This window comes from Streptomyces sp. NPDC044002 (assembly GCF_056434525.1).
In genome coordinates, this window is the sequence record NZ_JBWKEZ010000002.1 from 320,686 (window position 1) to 338,941 (window position 18,256).

Here is an 18,256-nt window from a genome sequence, read left to right on the forward strand (position 1 = left end):
TGTGCTTTCTTTCTGGGGCTGTTCTTTCTTGGGGGAGTGGGCTACGTGGTTCGACCCCCCCCCCCCCCCCCCCCAAGCCCGCCGCCAAGCCGGCCACCCCCGTGTACGCGAACAACCTCGACGGCTGGATCCGGCAGTCGCTGGACATCATGGCCAGGCACGGAATTCCCGGCAGCTACAACGGAATCCACCGCAACGTGATGCGGGAGTCCTCGGGCAACCCCCTCGCCATCAACAACTGGGACATCAACGCCCAGAACGGCATCCCCTCCAAGGGCCTGCTCCAGGTCATCGACCCGACCTTCCGCGCCTACCACGTGCCCGGCACGTCCCTGGACTCGTACGACCCGGTCGCGAACATCACGGCGGCCTGCAACTACGCCGCCGCCCGCTACGGCTCGATCGACAACGTCAACGGCGCCTACTGAAAGTGGTGCGGGAGCGGGGGGGGGCAAACGGTCCCGGTGGTGGCCGGCCGCGGTGTCCGCCGCCGGCGGACCGGGTGCTGCCGGTCAAATCCCGTGCGCCTCCTTCGGGTGCCCGCATCGCACCAAGGGATTTCCGCCCCACCCGCCGGTCCACGGGTCGGGGAACGTGGTTCGGCACTTGTCATTGCCGCCCGAGCCCCGGTAGCGGGGGCAGACGCACCTGTGAGGATCGGGCGGCGGTGGCCGCAGCGCCGTGCACCCCTCGAAGAAGTCACGTTCTTCCTCCTCAAGCTGCGCCCCCGACTCGCGCACCAGCTCCACGGCCTTCCTCCGGGCATCGACGATCAGCAACGCGGCCTCGGTCAGCTTCCGCGCCTGTTCATCGGTCCTGTCGTTCCGCTTGGGTTCGGGCACCTGCTACCTCCTGGGCTGGGGGTGAGTCTGCCGTGGTACCAGAGCGCCTGCGGACGACCGGCACAACGCGCTCGCCGCGGACCGCTGTTCCGTCGGACGGCCCCGAAACCCGCAGCCGCCGGGCCGCGTGGCCGGGCGCAGGCTCCAGGTACCAGGCCCCGGCCGACGGGCCGTCAGAGCCGGCCCTGGCGGCGGGCCGCGCGGACGGCCTCAATCCGGTTGCGGGTGCCGGTCTTGCCGATGGCCGCCGAGAGGTAGTTGCGCACGGTCGACTCGGACAGGTGCACCCGGCCGTACGGTCCCGGGCAGTGCGAATGTCACTCCGGGGTGGTGTCACCGCCGTCGCAGTGCACGGACCAGGGTGCCCACGGGGGCGGCCAGGCCGTAGCCGACGTCCTTGCGCAGGGCGCCGGTGCCGGCCTTCTCCACCGCGGCCAGCTGGTGTCCCATCAGCTCCGTCATGGCGGCGACCACCGGCCGCAGGCCGGGCTCGGTGAGGTCGAGGATGCCCTCGGCCGCGGCGAGGGCGGTCCGTGCGCGGGCGCACTCCGCGGCGAGGAGGTCCCGCACCGCCGGGGTCTCGCGGGCCTGTTCGAGGTCGGCGCGGGTGACGGAGTGCTCGGCGAGGCGGGAGCGCGGGATGCAGAGCCGGCCCTCGGCGAGGTCGCCCGCCAGGTCGGCGAGGAAGTCGACCCGCTGGGCGGCGTCCACGAAGGCGCGCCAGCCCGCGGCCTGGGCGGCGTCGGGTCCGCCCTGGTACTGGAGCCCGGTGAAGACCATGATCCCGGGCCAGGCGTAGTCGTCGAGGTAGGCCTGGAAGTCCTCCTCGGCGGCGAAGCCGTCGAAGGCGGCCTCGGCGGTGGCCGCGCCGTCGAGGAAGCGGGTGATCCAGTGGCCCGGCAGGCCCCTGACGCGGACGGCGTGGGCGTAGGCGCGCAGCAGCGGGTCGGGGCTCTCGCCGGTCGCCGTGGCCGACTCGACGCGGCCGGCCAGGGCGGCGAGTCCTGCGGCCCGCACGGCCGGGGTGCCGGTCTCGGCGACGTCGTCGACCAGGTTCATGAAGGCGAGGCCCGTCGAGAGCCAGGGCACCAGGGTCGGTGCGGCGAGCAGGCGCAGCGTGAGGTACGGGGCCGGTTCGCGGCGCAGCACCCGGCGGGCGGCGTGGGTGTGGTCGGCCCGCAGCCGGGGGTCGGTTATCCCGGCCTGGGTGAGGGTGCTGCGCCAGCTGGGCATGGTGGACCGTGCTCCTTGGACCGTGTCTGCCGTACGCGGGTGCGCGTACGGGGTGCGCGCACCGGTGCGTGGACCGGTGCGCGTGTACGGCTACACGATGTCAGGAGCGGTACACCTTCTTCACGTTGCCCTGGGTGTCGGCGTACACGTAGCCGCCCCGCCCGTACTCGTCGGTGAGGTAGGGGCGCATGGAGGGGGACGCGTCGAAGAGCCAGGGCTCGACGATGACGTAGCGGGAGGTCGGCTTGGTGACGCCGAGTTCCTGCTGCGCCCGGTCCAGGAGGCCGGGCAGGGCGTCCCACTTGACGGCCGCCATGTCGATGAGCGGCTCGTCCGGCTTGACGGTGCCGCCGGGTCCGTCGTTCTTGACCCGGCCGTCGCGGTACTCGTACCGGTCGTAGGTGTCGGCGCCGGGGGCGGTGGGGATGGAGGCCAGCACGTACCCCTCGTAGACGGTCATCTCCACGAAGGTGGTGGTGCCGGTCTGCTGCTTGAACGCCTCGATGACGGTACGGACCTTGTCGGGCGTGAGGAGGCTGCCCTTGGCGGCCGCGGCGGGGGTGCCCTGCGGCTTGGGCGTGGCGGACTTCGAGGTGGCGGGCGCCTGGGCGACGGTGGTGGCCGTGCCGCCGGCGGCCGGGGCGGAGGCCGTGGAGCCCTTGGCGTCCGGGTCGCCGGACGTGCCGTCGGGCAGGGCCTGGACGAGCCCGACGACGCCGCCGGCGAGGGCCAGTGCGAGGACGCCGCCGATCAGCGCGGCGCGGCCGCGGCCCCGGGAGGGGGACGGGGCGGGGGCCGGGACGGGGGTGGTGGGCCCGTACGGGGAGCCTCCGCCGGGGGTGAAGGGCCGGGTGCCGGATACGGCGGTGGGGGGCGGGCCGTAGTGTCCCGGGCCCGCGAGCGGTGCCGGTGCGGGGGCGGCCGCGGCGGCTCCGGCACCCGTACCGAGAGCGGTGCTCGCGGACCGGAGCAGTGCTTCCAGTTCGGCGCCGTCGGGCCGCGCTGCGGGATCGCGGACGAGCAGCCGTTCCAGTACGGGTCCCAGCGGGCCGGAGCGCACGGGCGCCGGGATCGGCTCGTCCAGGACGGCGACGACGGTGGCCAGGCTGGTGGCCCGGCGCAGCGGGTGCGTCCCCTCGGCGGCCACGTACAGCATCATGCCGAGCGACCACAGGTCGGAGGCCGCCAGGCCCTCCTCGCCCCGGCACCGCTCGGGGGCGATGTACTCGGGCGAGCCGATGAGCACGCCGGTGGAGGTGAGGGCGGTCGCCCCGTGCAGGGCGGCGATGCCGAAGTCGGTCAGTACGCCCGCCCCGTCGGGCCGCAGCAGGACGTTGGCCGGCTTGACGTCCCGGTGGAGCACGCCCTCGGCGTGCGCGGCGCGCAGCGCGGAGAGGATGTCGAGCCCGAGCCGCACCACCTCGGGCAGCGGCATCGGTCCGGCGGCGAGCCGGTCGTGCAGGGAGCCGCCCTTGAGCAGCTCCATCACGATCCACGGGTGGCCTTCGGTGCCCGCTGCGGGCTCCACGATGTGGTGGATCGTCACCACGTTGGGGTGGGCGAGGCGGGCCAGGGCCCGCGCCTCGCGGATGGCCCGCTCGCGCAGCTGGACGGCGAGGTCCGGCTGCGCGGCGGCGGTGGCGGGGTCCGGCGGGCGCACCTCCTTGAGGGCGACCTCGCGGTGCAGTGCGATGTCGCGGGCGCGCCACACCGTGCCCATGCCTCCGGCGCCCAGGGGGCCGATGAGTTCGAAACGGCCGTCGATCAGCCGTCTGCCGGCCTCACTGTTCTCCATGGGCGGTCATCGTAGGCCCCGCCGCCGTCAGCAGCGGAGGCGGTCCTCCGTCAGAGTGCCCTGCGCGGTGGACACCGTACGGTCGTAACAGCCGCCGCCGATCGAGGACCCGTACAGGCGGTAGCGCTCGGTGGAGGTGCCGACGGCGTGCCGCTGGTCGCGCGGGACGTTCGCCGTGTACGAGGCGTCGCCCGTGTACCGGTCGTCGAGGAGGGTGCGGCCGGTCTGGCGGCCGCCGCGCAGGGTGGCGGTGTCGGCGCGGTCGCCGAGGGTCAGGACGGTGCGCAGCCGGTCCCCGGCGCCGAGGGTGGTCTCGCCGTCCATGGTGTAGGTGCGGGTCGTGCGGGTGGTGGCGGCGCCGCGGGTGACGCTCTCCTCGTCGGTCCAGGTCGCGGTGAGGGCGTCGCGGTTCTCGCCGTCGGTCCAGCGGTGCGCGGAGGTGTGGGAGACGGCGCGGGTGACGGTGGTGGTGACCCGGCCGTGGGAGGTGTCGAGGTGCCCGGCGACGGTCAGGCGGTGGGCGCCGTCGGTGTCCAGGCGGTGTTCGCCGCCGGGGGCGGCGGGCGTCCAGCGGGAGGAGCCGGCGGGGGCGCCCTCCTCGTGGCGGGTCAGGGCCCCGGTGACGACCTGGCGGCCGTGGTCCTGCCAGAGCAGCAGGTTGGCGGGGGTGCTCCAGCCGGCCTGGCCGGCCGGGACGCCGGCGACGGAGACCTCGACGCGGTGCTCGCGGCCGTCGTTGAGCAGGGCGGCGTAGGGGGTGAGGTCGTACACGAGCGGCTGGACGTCGAAGGCGCGCGGGCCGGGGGTGACGTACCAGAGGAAGGGGTTGGACCAGCCTCCGGTCCACACGGTCGGGAAGGGCGCGGCCAGACCGGCGAGCTGTCCGTCGACTGCGATCCGCACCTCGCGGTAGGGGCCGTCGGCGGCCTTGCAGGAGTAGGGCGCGGCGTCGGGGACCGTCATGTACCAGTACTCCTCGCAGCCGCCGCCGGAGCCGGTGGCGTACACCTCGGCGAGGAGCCGCTCGGTGTTGCGGGGGGTGGTGACCGCCGGGGTGGTGAGGGGCAGGACCCGGTCGGGGGTGTCGGGGGCCGGTGTGTGGCGGTCGGCGGCGTAGAGGGTGAGGGTCACCTTGACGTCGATGACGCCGGTGTAGGTGTCGTTGACGACGTTGCCGATCAGCATCTCGACGGGTCCCGGGCGGCTGAGGACGTCGCGGTAGCGGGTGACGTCCTTCTCGACGGACCACTCGATGCCGTCGGGCGAGGGTTCGGGGGTGGAGGTGCGCAGGATCTCCACGCCGCCGAGGGTGAGGTTGCCGAGGCGGTCGTACTGGCGGCCCTTGACCTTGCCGTCGAGGCGCAGGACGGCCTTGGCCCAGTCGGAGCGGCCGCAGCCGGTGGGCGGGGTGTAGGTGCCCTTGTAGGGGGTGAAGTCCCGGAACTGGGCCTCGGCCAGCGTCACCCGGCAGGACCGGGTGGCGGGGTGCTCGACGGGCGGGGCGGCGGTGAGGGGGTCGTGCCAGTCGGTGCCGAACTCGGCGGGCGGGACGGGTTCGGGGGCGGCCGGGGGCGCGCCCGCGGGGGTTCCGGCGGCGGCCGCGGGTCCGGCCAGGGCGCCGGCGGCGAGGGTGAGCGCGCCGAGCAGGCCCATGATCCTGTGTCGTCTCATGGGCCCGCAGTGAAACCCCTGGCGGCCCGCCGCCGCCAGGGCCGGGGCCGCCGGGTGGCGCGAAACCGACGGGGTCAGTGCGCGGCGGGCAGGACGACGACGCTGTCGTCGTCCACGTACACGGTGTCGCCGGGGCGGAAGGTGACCCCGCCGATGGTGACGGGCTCGTCGACGGCGCCCTCGCCGGTCTTGGCGCTCTTGCGCGGGCAGGTGCCGAGTGCCTGGACGCCGAGGTCCAGGGCGCCGAGGGCGACGCTGTCGCGGACGGCGCCGTTGACGATCAGCCCGGCCCAGCCGGAGGCCTGGGCGGCGCCGGCGATGAGGTCGCCGACCAGCGCGGTACGCAGGGAGCCGCCGCCGTCGACGACGAGGACGGCGCCTTCGCCGGGGGTGTGGAGGAGTTCGCGCAGCAGGGCGTTGTCCTCGTGGCAGCGGACGGTGCGCACGGGTCCGGCGAAGAGGTGCCGGCCGCCGATCCGGCGGAACTGGACGGAGCAGATGCCGAGGTCTTCGCCGTGCTCGTCGTACAGGTCGGCGGTGGGGACTGGGGTGACGCTCATGTGGTTCCGGGCTCCTCGCATCTCGTACGTCGCGCGGGGCCCAGCCTAGGGGGTGTCCGCGAAGTGGCGCCGTCCGCCCGGAGGGCGGGCGCGTGCCGGGCGTCGCGGGGCAGGCTCCACTTCGCGGACACCCCCCAGGGGCTCAGCGGCGGGAGTTGCCGAAGAGGATGCGGTAGCCGACGAGCAGGACGAGGGAGCCGACGATGGCCGAGCCCCAGGTGGCGAGGTCGAAGAACTGGGCCTGGATCGGGCGGTCGAGGAACTTGGCGGAGAGCCAGCCGCCGATGAAGGCGCCGGCCACGCCGATGAGGGTGGTGACGATGAAGCCGCCCGGGTCGCGGCCGGGGAGCAGGATCTTGGCGATGCCTCCGGCCAGCAGGCCCAGGATGATCCAGCCGATGATGCCCATGCCGTTGTCTCCGCTCTTGGTGTGCGTCTCTGTCCTCAGGGACGCGAGCGGGGACCCGGTGGTTCTCAGCGGTGGCGGGCGCGCCACAGCGCGGCGGCCGCGGCCGCTCCCGCGACGGCGCCGACCACGGCGACGCCGCCCCGGGAGCGGTAGGCGAAGAGGGAGAGGGTGGAGCGGGCCGAGAAGGCGGAGCCCGCGCTCAGCCAGGAGGCGGTGGATCCGACGGAGAGCGCGGACCCGACGGAGGCGACGGAGAGGAAGCTGCCCGCCGAGCCGATGGAGAGCACCGAGCCCACCGAGCCGATGGAGAGCACGGAGTTCCTGGACCAGAGGGAGAGGTACGAACGGTCGGCTGCCATGCCGATCATGCTGTCACATGGCCGGCCGGTACGGGGCGGCTTTCGGCGGGCTGCGCGGCGGGCGCGCTGCGGGTGAGCAGCAGGACCCCGCGGGTGGCCGCGAGGGCTCCGGCGGCGGCGAGCAGGATCCCGAGGGCGCCGCCCTGGAGGCGTTCGCCGAGCAGGATCATGCCGATCGCGGCGGCGGCGAGCGGGTTGGCGAGGTTGACCACGGCGAGCGGGGCGCCGAGGCCGCCCCGGTAGGCCCGCTGGGAGAGCAGCATCCCGCCGACGGCGAAGACCACGACGAGCAGGGCCACGGTGACCACCCGGCCGCTGAGCAGGGCCCCGCCCCGGCCGCCCGCGACGGCGACGGTCTGGGTCAGGGCGGAGGCGACGGCGGAGGCCAGCCCGGAGGCCGTGGCGTGGCGCAGCCCGGGGCCGGGGTCCTTGCGGGCGGTGAGCAGCAGGATCACGGCGACGGTGGCGCCGGACACGGCGAGCGCCTCGGCCAGGGTGAGGGTGTCGTCGGGGGCCGGGCCGGAGGCGGGGAGCAGCAGCAGCCCGAGGCCGGCGACGGTGGCCAGGGTGCCGCGCCACTCGGTGGCGGCGACCCGCCGTCCGGCGCCGCGGGCCCCCAGCGGGACGGCGGCCACCAGGGTGAGCGCGCCCAGCGGCTGGACGAGGGTCAGCGGGCCGTAGCGCAGCGCGGCGGCGTGCAGCAGTGCGGCGGCGGCGTTCAGTCCGGCCGACCACCACCAGGCGCCGTTGCCGAGCAGGGCCCGGGCGCTGCGGGCGACGGCCCGGCGGGCGAGGCGCTCCTGGGCGACGGCGGCGGCCGCGTAGGTGGCGGCGGAGGCGAGGCAGAGGACGACGGCGAGGACGGTGGCGTTCACCTTTCGCCTCCGGCGGTCACGCGTGCGGCCGCAGCCGGGGCCGAGCCGGTCGCGGGCCCACCTGGACCGGGCGGGCCCAGCGGGGCGGGGCCCCGCGAGGTGGGCGCGTTCCCCGGCCCGGGGGGCACGGCCCCCGGCGCGGGAGACGCGGCCCCCCGCGAGAGGGCGCCCGCCGCCCCCGCGGCCCGGCGCGGGCGCGGCAGGCCCCGTACCGCCGGAGCGGCGTCGGTGGCGGCCGGGCGCGGGACCAGCAGCAGGGCCGCTCCCAGCAGCAGGGCGGCGACGGCGGCGTCGATCCAGTAGTGGTTGGCGGTGCCCACGACCACCAGCAGGGTCACCAGCGGGTGCAGCAGCCACAGGGCGCGCCACCGGGACCGGGTCGCGGCGATCATCCCGAGGGCCAGCATCAGCGCCCAGCCGAAGTGCAGCGAGGGCATGGCGGCGAACTGGTTGGCCATGGTGTCGGCTTCCGGGGCGGCTCCGTAGACGCTCGGCCCGTACACCTGGGCGGTGTCCACGAGCTGCGCGGCGTCCAGCATCCGGGGCGGCGCGAGCGGGAAGGAGAGGTGCAGCACGAGGGCGGCGCCGGTGAGGAGGGCGAGCACGCGGCGGGTCCACAGGTAGTGCCCGGGGCGGCGCAGGTACAGCCAGACGAGGAACAGGGCGGTCGCCGGGAAGTGCACGGCCGCGTAGTAGGTGTTGGCGGTGTGCACGAGGGCGTCGGAGTGGAGCAGCAGCCGCTGGACGGTGCCTTCTCCGGGCAGGTGCAGGGCGCGTTCGGCGTCCCACACCCGGCCGCCGTTGCGGAAGGCTTCGTCGGTGCGGCCCGTCGAGAGCATCCGGCCCGCCTTGTAGGCGGCGAACAGTCCCGCGACGAGCAGCAGCTCGCGTATGAGCCGGCGGCGCGCGTCGCTCTTCCCGGCCGGTGGCCGGTCCGGTGTGGTGTGGGAGGTCATCCCCCGGTCTCACTTCTTTCGGTTCCTATCGACACGCCAGTGTATCGATACATGGGCGTATCGATACGCTGGTGTCCCGATAAGCTCGGATGGCCGTACACTCGGAGCACGGACCCACCGCTGGATCCCGCGAGGAGAGCCCCATCCCATGACGTCGACGCCGCAGGTCAGCGCGCGCCGCTCCAAGATCACCCCGGAGCGCGAGCAGGAGTTCTACGACGTCGTCCTCGACCAGCTGCGCGAGCTCGGCTACGAGGCCCTGACCATGGAGGGCATCGCCGCCCGGGCCTGCTGCGGGAAGTCGACGCTCTACCGGCAGTGGAAGACGAAGCCCCGGCTCGTCGCCGCCGCCCTGCGCGCGAGCCGTACCCGGCGCGGGGAGCGGACCCTGGCGGACGTGGACACCGGCACCCTCGCGGGGGACCTCCGCGAGGCCGCCCGGATCGCGGCGGGCACCTCGGGCCGCGACACCCGGCTCACCCAGGCGCTCGGAGTGGCGGTGTTCGCCGACGAGGAGCTCCAGGCGGCGCTGCGCGAGGCGCTGGCGGAACCCGAGCTGGCGGCCTTCGACGCGATCGTCGAGCGGGCCGTGGCGCGCGGCGAGCTCGCCGCGGACCATCCGGCCGTGGAGTTCCTGCCGGCGCAGCTGATGGGGGTCCTGCGGATCCGGCCCGTCCTGGAGGGGCGGTACGCGGACTCCGACTACCTGGTCAGGTTCGTGGACGCGGCGCTGCTGCCCGCGCTGGGCATCCGCCCGCCGGCCCCCTGACCCCCTGAACCGGTGGGCCGCCGTTCACGATGACCGGACGGCGACCCACTCGCGCTGCCTCGTGGGGACGGTGGCAGCGCGCCACCCGGACGGGGCGGCGGCCACTCCCGAGCAGGGTGACCGCCGCCCGGTCCGGTACGGACGCCCCGGCGCCCGCTCCCGTACGCACGCCCCGGCGCCCGGCCTCAGCCGCCGGCCGCGCCCATGGCCCGGGCGTACTCCTGCGGGTCCGCGTCGAAGCCGCGCGTGCGCGCGTCCAAGGTCCAGCCGCCCGCGGCGTCCCGGGTGAACACGGCGACGGTGGCCGCCGTGGCCCCGGCGAGCTCCGCGAAGTCGGTCGTGGCGAGGTCGGTGTACCCCTCGCGGACGCGCAGCCCCGTGCCGCCGACGTCGGCGAAGGTCTTGCGGTCCGGCGCCGCGGCGGGCCCGGCGTCCTGGATCACCACGCCGACCACCACCCGGCCCAGCTCGGGCGCCAGCCGGTCCAGTTCGAGGGTCATCACCTCGTCGAAGCCGAAGCCCTGCCCGGTGCGGCTGTCCCGGGCCAGGGTGATGGTGCCGTCGGGGGCGCGGCTGCCGAAGTGGACGAGGTAGACGGGCTCCCCGTACGGGTCCGCGGCGGCGTACGCGGCGGCGACGATGTCCAGGTCGTTCGCGGGCGTGCCCGCGGGGCTCGGGTCCCAGCGCAGCGCTATCTCCACCTTGGCCAGGCTCTTGCGTACTCCGCTCACCGAACTCCCCCTCCGCGCGGCCGATTCGGGCCGCTTCGCCGTGCTGTCCGGCGCCATGCTGCCACGCGGCCGTGATCACCGTGCGAACGACCGTACACAACCGGCCAGTTCGCGGCACCGCCCGGTCAGCGGCCGAGGTCGGCCGGGTCCAGGCGTACGGTCTCCACCCAGCCCGGCGGCTGCGGTGCCTGCGCCCCGATCAGCGCGGCGATCAGCCGGCAGGACGGGGACTCCTCGGGCCAGGGGGTGTACCCGTCGGTCAGCACGACGACGACGGACGGCCGGTCGGGCCGGGCCAGCGCGGCCGCGATGCCCACCCGCATGTCGGTGCCGCCGCCCCCGGCCAGGGTCACCTCGTCGGCACTGGCGACCCGGCTCACGGCGTGGACGTCGGCGTCGCAGGCGAGCACGGTGACCCGGTTTCCGCCCACGCCCACCTCGCGCAGCACCCCGGTGACCTCGGCGAGGGCGGCTGCGAGTTCCGCGTCGCCCATGGACCCCGAGGTGTCGATGACGACCGCCACCCGGGGCAGCGGCCGGCGCAGGCTCGGCAGCACCACCCGGCCGCCCAGCGCGGGCGTGCGGCGCGAGGGCCGCCGGTACGTGTAGTCCACCGCCCCCGCGGCCCAGGCTGCGGCCTCGCGCACCGCCCCCGACAGGGCGCGCCGCCAGTCGACGGCCGGCTCCAGCACCTGCTCCGCCCAGCGCTCCCATCCGGCCGGCACGCTCCCGCGGCCCCGCGAGCGCAGGTGGGCGCGTACGGCCTGGGCGGCCTGGCGGCGCAGGGCCTCCGCCTCCACCGGGCCGATCCCGGCCGTGCCGTCGCCGTCGCCGCCGAGCTCCCAGGGCGCGGGCCTGCCGTGCGCGCCGGAGCCGCAGTCCACGGCGTGCGCGGGCGTCGGCGGGATGCCGGGCAGGTAGCCCTCGAACATCCCGCCCCGCGGCAGGTCGAACAGCCGCGGCTCCATCCGGCCGGCCGGCAGCTCCAGCCCGTCGGCGAGGAGGTCGTCGTTGATCTCGCAGTCCTGCGCGATGTTGATCCGGACCGGATCGCACTGGTCGGCGGCGGGCAGCCGGTCGGCGCGCCCGTGGTGGTCGCGCAGCAGGTGGGCCACCTCGTGGATCCACACCCCGGACAGCTCGGGCACGGGGGTGCGCGCCACGAACTCCGGCGCCACGTAGCAGCGCCAGTGCCGGTCGACGCCCATCGTCCGCACCCCGGACGGGCCCGGGGAGGGGACGACGGTCAGCGCGTACAGGGCGGAGGCGAGGTAGGGCCTGGCCTCGGCGGCCGCGTAGCGGGCGGCGAGCAGCTTGGCCCGGTCGAGCGGGACGTCCACGGGCGCGGCCCGCCCGTCAGCGGGCGCCGGGCAGGGCCCCGGCCAGCTGGAGCAGTTCCACGAAGGCGTCGATCCCGGCGGGGACCGGCCAGGACAGGTCGCGCATCGCCGCGAGGTCGGCGGCGGCCCGCGCGGCCACGTCGGGCACGCCCGCGTCGACGGCCTTGGCGAGGACCTCCCAGCCGGCCTCCCAGCGGGAGCGGGTGGGCTCCGCCTGGACGGCGGCGACCACCGCGATGAGGAAGGCCAGCTGCCGGTCCCCGCGCTCGGGCAGCGCGAAGGCGGCGGGGTCGGCCAGCACCCGTTCCGGGTCGGGCAGGTCCAGGTGCTCCAGGTAGGTCAGCAGCTCCAGGCCGGCTCCGTCGCCGACGGCCCCGGTGAGGGCGGCGGACAGCGCCTCCCGGCCCGCGCCGGCCGCGTAGCCGGTGGCCAGCAGGCGCAGGGCCATCTCCCAGGTGCGCGGGGAGGGCCAGGCCCTGCCCCGGGCCTCGGCGTCGGCCGGCATGTGGTGGACCAGGCCGGGGCGGGCGGTGAGGAAGCCGGACACCGCGCCCCGGGCGCGGGCGACAGCGCCGGCGGAGCGGGCCGGGTCCACCGCGGGGAGGACGGTCTCGGGCCAGGTCCCGGCCATGCCGCGGGCCACGGTGCGCGGGTCGTGCGTCCAGTCGAGGTGGACGAAGCGGTTGGCGAGGGGCGCGCTGAGGTGCCAGCCGTCGGCGGCGCTGGCGGGCGGGTTGGCGGCCGCGACGATGCGCACGGAGGCGGGCAGTCGCAGGCTGCCGACCCGGCGTTCGAGGACCACGCGCAGCAGGGCGGCCTGTACGGCGGGCGGGGCGGAGGACAGCTCGTCGAAGAAGAGCAGGCCGTGTCCGGTGCGGGCCAGGCGCACCGCCCAGTCCGGCGGGGCCATCGGCACGCCGGTGGTGGCCGGGTCGTCGCCGACGATCGGCAGGCCGGCGAAGTCGGAGGGCTCGTGGACGCTGGCGACGACGGTCTCCAGGGCGACCCCGAGGGACGCGGCGAGCCGTTCCATGCCGGCGGACTTGCCGATGCCGGGTTCGCCCCACAGCAGGACGGGCTGGTTGGCCGTCACCGCGAGGGCGAGCGCCTCCAGCTGGTGGTTGGCGGCGGGCTCGGTGCGGGTGGCGCCGAGGCGGGCGCCGAGCTCGTCGGCGGCGGCCAGCGCGGGCGGGGGTGCGGTGCTCATCGCGCGGCCCCGCCGTCGGACACGCCCGCGTCGGCGGCGTCGGCCGCGTCGCCCTCGACGTCGGCCGCGTCGCCCTCGGCTGCGTCCACGTCGTCGCCCGCTTCCGCGTAACCGTCCTCTTCGTAGTCGTCGTCCTCGAAGTCGCCCCACTCTGCGCGCTCGGCCATGAACTCGTCGTACTCCTCGAAGTTGATGCCGGGGTGGCGCTCTTCGACGAGTTCCTTCAGGAAGGTCAGGTCGGTCCGCTTGTAGCGGGTCACCACCTGGCCCAGCGACAGCTCCATGTTGTCGATGACGTCGGTACGGGCGCCGGCCGCGAGCAGCGCCCGGACCAGGGAGGCGGTCCCGCCGTTCTGGACGGCGCACTGGAGCGGGGTGCGCTCGCAGTCGTCCTGCTCCTCCAGGCCGAGTCCGGCCGCCAGCAGCCGGGGCAGCAGCTCCTCGTGCCGTACGAAGGGCAGCAGGTGCAGCAGCCCCTGCCCCCTGCCGTTGCGCACCCGCGGGTCGAGGCCCGCGTCGAGCAGCGCGAGTACGCCGGGGGTGTCGCCGTGCTGGACGCGCTCGAACAGCTCGCGCCGCTCGGCGCGCAGGGCGCGCGGCAGCCGGCCCTCGCCGGAGGCCCAGGCCTCCCGGGCGGCGAAGCAGCCGGCGACCTCGCCGCCGAAGGCGCGCAGGGCGCGCTCGCGCTGCTGCTCCTCGGCGGTGTGCGGGACGTCCAGCACGCCGTCGCGGGAGCGCACCTCGTGCCACTCGCCCACGCAGCGCACCCGGGCGGTCCGCGGCGGGGTGGGGCCGGGTGGGCCCACGGCCGGTCCGGCGGCGGGGAAGAGGGCGGCGGTGACGAGGGGGTGCAGCTCGCGCGGGGCGGTCCGGCCGGTGCGCACGAGGTACGGGTCGGGCAGCGGCCGCCAGGCGTAGTCGGGCAGCCGGGGTACGTCGCGCACCTCGGACGAGTCCACGAGCCGGGCCCGCAGACCGCCGTCCGGGCCGGTGAGTTCCACCAGCAGCAGGCAGCGCCAGTGCGGGGCGAAGTCGAAGCGGTCGCCCGCGCCCGCCGCGGCGAGGCGGCGTACTCCGGCGGCGAGCAGGGCCGGGTCCAGGGTGGCCGCCTTCAGCGCGGCCGCGGCGTCGCTCCAGCGGTAGGCGTTGGCCGGGGCGCTCAGGTCGAGTGCGATCCCGGCGGCGGCGAAGGCCTCGACGGTCTCCCCGCGCCACTGGAGCACGGCGGCCCACTCCGCCCGTGCGGCGGGGTCGGCGGTGCCGGGGTCGCAGGCGGGCAGTTCGTCCTCGCGCAGCGGGGTGCCGTCGGCGTGGAAGAAGGGCATGCGGCCGGCCGGGCCGGCGCAGGAGCGCAGTTCGGCGGTGTGCCGGGCGTCCCAGAACCAGCGGGCGCGGGTCCAGTCCTCGACGACCCAGGAGGCGTAGGAGTGGCGCCGCGCGTCGGGGTCGACGGGTGCGCAGTGCAGCCGCAGCCGCTGGGGGCCGTCCACCATGGCGCGGGTGGTGACGTACAGCCGGGGCGCGTCCGGGCCGGAGCCGTAGCGGGCCAGCACGACGCGGCGGTTCGGGGCGACGACCGTGCGGCCGCCCAGGACCCGGGGCAGGTGCCAGCGCAGCAGGTCGGGGGCGAAGTGGCGCAGGTCCTCCGCGACCACTGCGGCGACGTCGGCCCCGTGTTCCGCGGCGAGCGCGGTCAGGTCGACGGTGGTCTCGGTGCCGGCGGCGGCGCAGGCGGCGCGCCAGTCCCCGGCCAGGCGGTGTGCGGTGGCCCGCTCGATCATGTGGGCGGGCACGGCGTAGCGGCGGATCCGCTGCCAGGCCGCCGCGTCCTCGGGCGGGATCCCGCCGGGCGGTGCGGTGCGGGTGCTCTCGCTCACCGGTACACGCTCCCGATGGCCCGCAGGTCCGGGTGGGAGGCCCGGGCGGGGCGGAGCCGTTCGGCGAAGGAGCGCTTGAGGCGGCGGGGGGTGCCGGGGCCGAGTCCGACGTGTTCCAGCGGGGCGTCCTCGGGCAGCGCGGCGAGCAGGCTCCTGGCCCCGCGTCCGGTGATGCCGGTGTGGCGCAGTTCCAGGCGGCGCAGGGGGCTGCCGGGCAGGGCTGCGGCCAGGGCGTACGCGCCTTCGTCGCCGGTCTCGTTGCCGGCGGAGCCGAGGCTGCGCTCGGACATGGTCCGGCCGAGGTCGAGGGCCTCGATGCCGCCGAGGGCGTCGGCGAGGGCGCGTGCTCCGGCGACGCCGATGCCGTTGCCGCCGAGGCCGAGGCGGACGGGGCGTCCGGGGCCGGCTTCGGCGGCCGCGGCGGCGATGACGGCGGCGCCCTCGTCGCCGAGGTGGTTGGCCGGGACGTACAGTTCGCGGATCCCGGCCTCGCGGATGAGGGCGGCGAGCAGCGGGGCGGCTTCGGCGGTGAGGCCGTTGCCGCCGAGGAAGACCCGCTCCAGGGGCGCCCCGCGGTCGCGCAGGGCGTCCAGGAGGAGGCGTACGCCGTCGGCGCCGATGCCGGTGTTGACGAGGTCGAGGGTGCGCAGCGCGGTGTTGCGGCGCAGCAGCGCGGCGACGGTGCGGGCGCCGTCCTCGTGGAGGGGGTTGCGCTTGAGCCAGAGGGCGCGGACGGCGGTGTCGTCGGCGAGGGCTCCGGCGAGGGCGAGCACGCCGTCGGGGCCGATGCGGTTGCAGCCGAGGTAGAGGGTGTGCACTCCGTGGCGGCCGTCGGCGCCGGCGAGGGCCGTCGCGAGGGTGCGGGCGCCTTCGTCGGTCAGGGAGTTGGTGCCGAGGAGCAGGTGCGCGGCGTGCGGGGAGGTCAGGGCGACGGGCAGCAGCCGGGCCGTGCCGGCGGGTCCGAGACCCTGCTTGCAGAGGTCGACTCGGCCGTCGGGGCGCAGGGTGCCGAGGGGGAAGGTCTCGTCGGTCTCGACGGGCTGGTCCTGGGCGAGGCGGGCGAGCAGCGGGCCGAGTTCCGCCGGGTCGGCCAGGGGCAGGTCCGGGTGCTCGATTGCGGGGCACCTCACGGGCGTCGGCCGTGTCATCAGCATTCCACCGGTTCCTTCGCCGGAGCCCGGCGACCCTGCGACTTCGCGGAGCCGCGGCAGGCCGGCACGCCTTCGCGCCGTGCTGCCGCCGTTCCGACATGACGGAAGTAAAGGCAAGACCGGTCGGATTCGAACCGACGTCCTCCAGCTCGATGCTTGGGCGCGACGACCTCTGCGCTACGGCCTTGCCGACGGTGATCATAGCGGCTCCGCGGCCGAAAATCGATCACCAGTTTGAATCCCCCGGGGGGTTTCCCGGCCTACCAGTCCCCGTCCTGGACCGGCTTGCCCGGGCGCGGCGCGTTGCCGAGCGGGAGGACCTGGCCGGGCGCGGGGGGCGTCCAGGGCGTGTGGTCGTCGCCGATCCAGTCGCCGACGGGCTTGACCCCGGCGAGGGGGCCGGCCGCCGGAAGGTCGGTTCCGATCTCGTCGTAGTAGTCGTACCAGGGCAGGCCGGCCCGGGTGTAGGCGGCCCGGTCCACGGGCGAGGGCGGCGCGTCCTCGCCCGTGATGCGGCGCCACTCGGGGGGCGTGACCAGGTGGACGAAGACCCGCGCGGCGGGCCGGTCGGCCCAGGCGGAGAGCTTCCGGTCGTCCTGGTAGACCTCCTGGCGCATCGCGCCGCCCACGCCGAGCCCCATGGCGGGTGCGCTGCGCGCGGCCGGGCGGGCGGGTGCGGCTCCCGGGGCGGGGGCCGCCATCGCCATGGGCGCGGCCCCGGGCGGGGCCGGCATCGCGGGCGGCATCGCCGGAGCCGCGCCGTAGCCGCCACCACCGTAGAGGTTCTGGGCGGCGACGGTCTCGTTCCGCAGCCGCTCCTCCTCCCGCCAGGCGGCGAGGGCCTTGGGGCCGAGCGGGAACGCCTGGAGCTGCACCCCGCCGGTGACCTCCTCGCCGGTGACCTGGCCCTCGACCGTGGCGCCGAGGCCGAGCGGCACGGCGACGAACTGGCGCACCGTCCCCTTGCCGGAGTTGATCCCGTCGAGCCAGGGCTGGCGGGGCAGCACCAGGTAGTTCTGCGGCTTGCGCTCCAGCCGCCCGGTCCACCGCTTGCCGGAGACGGCGCACACCTTGCCCACGCCGACCTGGAGCGCGGCGGGCTCGCGGGTGCCGCCGAAGCTGAGCCACATGGCCTCGCGCAGGTACACCGGCAGCATCACGCCGCCCTTGGCGAGCCATTCCGGCGGCACGGTGTCCGGGTAGTCCTCGACCCGCCGCAGCGGGAACTCCCCCAGGCCGGGCGGGAGTGCGTGCGTACCCGACTCGGGCAGGCGCAATGTCCGGATGAACCGGATCCGTACGCCTTCGCCCAGCAGGAGCGTGTTGCCCTCGATCCTGGCCGTGCCCATTTCCTCGTTCGCCACTGCGGACAGCCCCCTTCTCCCGCCACTCACCGGATCCGCCGGAAGATCCTCGGCTGAACCGGATCGTTATGCTCAAGTTTTCCTCAGATGTAGTGACGGTGCGGCCGTCACCTTCCTAGCTTCCTCATACACGTGCCCCCGCGCCCCCGCGGTTCCGCACGCCTGCCCCCGTTCCCGCGATGTCCCCCGGGATTCCGCGTTCCCGAGGAAAAGAGTTCAGCATGAAGGTTCCCAAGGCCGGTGCGGTCGCCACGGTGATCGCCCTCGCCGCCACCGCCTCCGGCTGTGGCGGTGAAGCCCCGAAGGAGCCCATCTCCATCGGCATCAAGTTCGACCAGCCCGGCATCGGGATGCGCGAGCCCGACGGCACCTTCACCGGTTTCGACGTCGACGTGGCCAAGTACATCGCCAAGGAGCTCGGCTACAAGGCGGACGAGATCGAGTTCAAGCAGGTCTACAGCTCGGACCGGGAACTGCTGATCCAGTACAACGAGGTCAAGTTCGTCGCCGCGAGCTACACGATCAACGACAAGCGCCGCGAGAAGGTCGAGTTCGCCGGCCCCTACTTCGTCGCCCACCAGGACCTGCTGGTCCGCGCCGACGACAACTCGATCAACAAGGCCGAGGACCTGAACAGCAAGCGGCTGTGCTCGGTGAGCGGCTCCACCTCCGCGGAGAACATCCGCAAGAACCTGGCTCCGAAGGCGAGCGTCCTGGAGCTCGGCGGCTACTCGGAGTGCCTCGTCGCCCTCCAGGACAACCTGGTCGACGCGATGACGACGGACAACTCCATCCTCGCCGGGTACGCGGCGCGCAAGGGCAACGCGGGCAAGTTCAAGCTGCTCGGGCTGAACCTGAGCAACGAGAACTACGGCATCGGCCTCAAGAAGGGCGACAACGACCTTCAGCGGAAGATCAACACGGCGATCACCAAGATGGTCTCGGACGGCTCCTGGGAGGCCGCCGTGAAGAAGAACTTCGGCCCGGCCAACTACAAGTACGAGCCGGCGCCCCAGGTCACGACCGGCCACTGACGGACCCCGGGGGGGGGGGGGGGGGGGGTCGCCCCCCCCCCCCCCCCCCCCCCCCCCCGGTCGAGGCGTTTTCCCCCGCCAGC

18 protein-coding genes, 1 tRNA gene and 1 pseudogene are annotated in these 18,256 nt (G+C 75.3%); 3 read left to right on the top strand and 17 right to left on the bottom strand.

What is annotated here, in order from left to right; all coding sequences use genetic code 11:
• Positions 1–428, top strand: a 428-nt coding sequence (locus AC07A6_RS02990) for a transglycosylase SLT domain-containing protein (RefSeq protein WP_478775820.1), incomplete at its 5' end; no start/stop codon positions are given.
• Between the two features lie 84 nt (positions 429–512).
• Here AC07A6_RS02990 and AC07A6_RS02995 read toward each other — a convergent pair.
• From AC07A6_RS02995 to AC07A6_RS03040, 10 genes and pseudogenes are all read right to left on the bottom strand, one after another.
• Positions 513–842 carry a DUF6422 family protein gene (locus AC07A6_RS02995; RefSeq protein ID WP_362458178.1) on the bottom strand — a complete coding sequence of 110 codons (330 nt, stop codon included), beginning with the start codon at positions 840–842 and terminating at the stop codon, positions 513–515.
• A gap of 173 nt (positions 843–1,015) precedes the next feature.
• Positions 1,016–1,132 (bottom strand): annotated as a pseudogene (locus tag AC07A6_RS03000) (DNA-binding response regulator); the annotation flags it as partial.
• Between the two features lie 43 nt (positions 1,133–1,175).
• Positions 1,176–2,075: a squalene/phytoene synthase family protein gene (locus tag AC07A6_RS03005; RefSeq protein WP_478775821.1), complete on the bottom strand. Its 900-nt coding sequence runs from the start codon at positions 2,073–2,075 to the stop codon at positions 1,176–1,178.
• 100 nt (positions 2,076–2,175) lie between these two features.
• Complete coding sequence (locus AC07A6_RS03010; protein ID WP_478775822.1) at positions 2,176–3,870, bottom strand: serine/threonine-protein kinase; 1,695 nt, start codon at positions 3,868–3,870, stop codon at positions 2,176–2,178.
• Between the two features lie 27 nt (positions 3,871–3,897).
• Positions 3,898–5,541 (bottom strand): peptide-N4-asparagine amidase, encoded by a 1,644-nt coding sequence (locus AC07A6_RS03015; RefSeq protein ID WP_478775823.1) that lies wholly within the window; start codon positions 5,539–5,541, stop codon positions 3,898–3,900.
• Positions 5,542–5,615: 74 nt separating this feature from the next.
• A complete protein-coding gene (gene rraA, locus AC07A6_RS03020; RefSeq protein ID WP_478775824.1) occupies positions 5,616–6,101 on the bottom strand; it encodes a ribonuclease E activity regulator RraA in 486 nt (161 codons plus the stop codon).
• A 142-nt stretch (positions 6,102–6,243) separates the two neighbouring features.
• The gene (locus AC07A6_RS03025; RefSeq protein WP_478775825.1) at positions 6,244–6,510 is read right to left on the bottom strand and encodes a GlsB/YeaQ/YmgE family stress response membrane protein; all 267 of its coding nucleotides are present in this window, start codon (positions 6,508–6,510) and stop codon (positions 6,244–6,246) included.
• A 65-nt stretch (positions 6,511–6,575) separates the two neighbouring features.
• A complete protein-coding gene (locus tag AC07A6_RS03030) occupies positions 6,576–6,869 on the bottom strand; it encodes a hypothetical protein (RefSeq protein ID WP_362458193.1) in 294 nt (97 codons plus the stop codon).
• Positions 6,870–6,874: 5 nt separating this feature from the next.
• Positions 6,875–7,744, bottom strand: a complete 870-nt coding sequence (locus AC07A6_RS03035; RefSeq protein ID WP_362458196.1) for a DMT family protein — start codon at positions 7,742–7,744, stop codon at positions 6,875–6,877.
• Positions 7,741–8,700 (bottom strand): phosphatase PAP2 family protein, encoded by a 960-nt coding sequence (locus AC07A6_RS03040; RefSeq protein WP_478775826.1) that lies wholly within the window; start codon positions 8,698–8,700, stop codon positions 7,741–7,743. The genes AC07A6_RS03035 and AC07A6_RS03040 overlap by 4 nt, the downstream gene beginning before the upstream one ends.
• A gap of 148 nt (positions 8,701–8,848) precedes the next feature.
• Between AC07A6_RS03040 and AC07A6_RS03045 the strand changes: the two genes are divergently transcribed.
• Positions 8,849–9,469 carry a TetR/AcrR family transcriptional regulator gene (locus tag AC07A6_RS03045; RefSeq protein WP_362458201.1) on the top strand — a complete coding sequence of 207 codons (621 nt, stop codon included), beginning with the start codon at positions 8,849–8,851 and terminating at the stop codon, positions 9,467–9,469.
• Between the two features lie 185 nt (positions 9,470–9,654).
• Here the strand turns inward: AC07A6_RS03045 and AC07A6_RS03050 are convergent, their stop codons facing one another.
• The 7 genes from AC07A6_RS03050 to AC07A6_RS03080 all read right to left on the bottom strand — a co-directional run bounded on the left by AC07A6_RS03050 (position 9,655) and on the right by AC07A6_RS03080 (position 17,124).
• On the bottom strand, positions 9,655–10,200 hold the full coding sequence (locus AC07A6_RS03050; protein WP_362458204.1) for a TerD family protein: 546 nt from the start codon (positions 10,198–10,200) through the stop codon (positions 9,655–9,657).
• A 125-nt stretch (positions 10,201–10,325) separates the two neighbouring features.
• Complete coding sequence (locus tag AC07A6_RS03055; protein ID WP_478775827.1) at positions 10,326–11,540, bottom strand: vWA domain-containing protein; 1,215 nt, start codon at positions 11,538–11,540, stop codon at positions 10,326–10,328.
• 16 nt (positions 11,541–11,556) lie between these two features.
• Positions 11,557–12,747 (bottom strand): sigma 54-interacting transcriptional regulator, encoded by a 1,191-nt coding sequence (locus AC07A6_RS03060; RefSeq protein ID WP_478775828.1) that lies wholly within the window; start codon positions 12,745–12,747, stop codon positions 11,557–11,559.
• Entirely contained in the window at positions 12,744–14,624 is a 1,881-nt protein-coding gene (locus AC07A6_RS03065) for an ankyrin repeat domain-containing protein (protein ID WP_478775829.1), read from the bottom strand. The genes AC07A6_RS03060 and AC07A6_RS03065 overlap by 4 nt, the downstream gene beginning before the upstream one ends.
• Positions 14,621–15,772, bottom strand: a complete 1,152-nt coding sequence (locus AC07A6_RS03070; protein WP_362458365.1) for a leucine-rich repeat domain-containing protein — start codon at positions 15,770–15,772, stop codon at positions 14,621–14,623. The genes AC07A6_RS03065 and AC07A6_RS03070 overlap by 4 nt, the downstream gene beginning before the upstream one ends.
• Positions 15,773–15,889: 117 nt before the next feature.
• A tRNA-Arg gene (locus AC07A6_RS03075) sits at positions 15,890–15,962 on the bottom strand.
• A 73-nt stretch (positions 15,963–16,035) separates the two neighbouring features.
• A complete protein-coding gene (locus AC07A6_RS03080; protein ID WP_478775844.1) occupies positions 16,036–17,124 on the bottom strand; it encodes a hypothetical protein in 1,089 nt (362 codons plus the stop codon).
• 236 nt (positions 17,125–17,360) lie between these two features.
• Between AC07A6_RS03080 and AC07A6_RS03085 the strand changes: the two genes are divergently transcribed.
• On the top strand, positions 17,361–18,173 hold the full coding sequence (locus tag AC07A6_RS03085; RefSeq protein WP_478775830.1) for a glutamate ABC transporter substrate-binding protein: 813 nt from the start codon (positions 17,361–17,363) through the stop codon (positions 18,171–18,173).
• The last annotated feature ends 83 nt before the right edge of the window (positions 18,174–18,256 follow it).

What these genes read in the sequence shown, in the direction of transcription:
- AC07A6_RS03005 (WP_478775821.1), bottom strand. Translation starts at nt 2,075, where the DNA reads ATGCCCAGCTGGCGCAGCACCCTCACCCAGGCCGGGATAACCGACCCC.
- AC07A6_RS03010 (WP_478775822.1), bottom strand. Translation starts at nt 3,870, where the DNA reads ATGGAGAACAGTGAGGCCGGCAGACGGCTGATCGACGGCCGTTTCGAA.
- AC07A6_RS03015 (WP_478775823.1), bottom strand. Translation starts at nt 5,541, where the DNA reads ATGAGACGACACAGGATCATGGGCCTGCTCGGCGCGCTCACCCTCGCC.
- rraA (WP_478775824.1), bottom strand. Translation starts at nt 6,101, where the DNA reads ATGAGCGTCACCCCAGTCCCCACCGCCGACCTGTACGACGAGCACGGC.
- AC07A6_RS03025 (WP_478775825.1), bottom strand. Translation starts at nt 6,510, where the DNA reads ATGGGCATCATCGGCTGGATCATCCTGGGCCTGCTGGCCGGAGGCATC.
- AC07A6_RS03030 (WP_362458193.1), bottom strand. Translation starts at nt 6,869, where the DNA reads ATGGCAGCCGACCGTTCGTACCTCTCCCTCTGGTCCAGGAACTCCGTG.
- AC07A6_RS03040 (WP_478775826.1), bottom strand. Translation starts at nt 8,700, where the DNA reads ATGACCTCCCACACCACACCGGACCGGCCACCGGCCGGGAAGAGCGAC.
- AC07A6_RS03045 (WP_362458201.1), top strand. Translation starts at nt 8,849, where the DNA reads ATGACGTCGACGCCGCAGGTCAGCGCGCGCCGCTCCAAGATCACCCCG.
- AC07A6_RS03060 (WP_478775828.1), bottom strand. Translation starts at nt 12,747, where the DNA reads ATGAGCACCGCACCCCCGCCCGCGCTGGCCGCCGCCGACGAGCTCGGC.
- AC07A6_RS03070 (WP_362458365.1), bottom strand. Translation starts at nt 15,772, where the DNA reads ATGACACGGCCGACGCCCGTGAGGTGCCCCGCAATCGAGCACCCGGAC.
- AC07A6_RS03080 (WP_478775844.1), bottom strand. Translation starts at nt 17,124, where the DNA reads ATGGGCACGGCCAGGATCGAGGGCAACACGCTCCTGCTGGGCGAAGGC.
- AC07A6_RS03085 (WP_478775830.1), top strand. Translation starts at nt 17,361, where the DNA reads ATGAAGGTTCCCAAGGCCGGTGCGGTCGCCACGGTGATCGCCCTCGCC.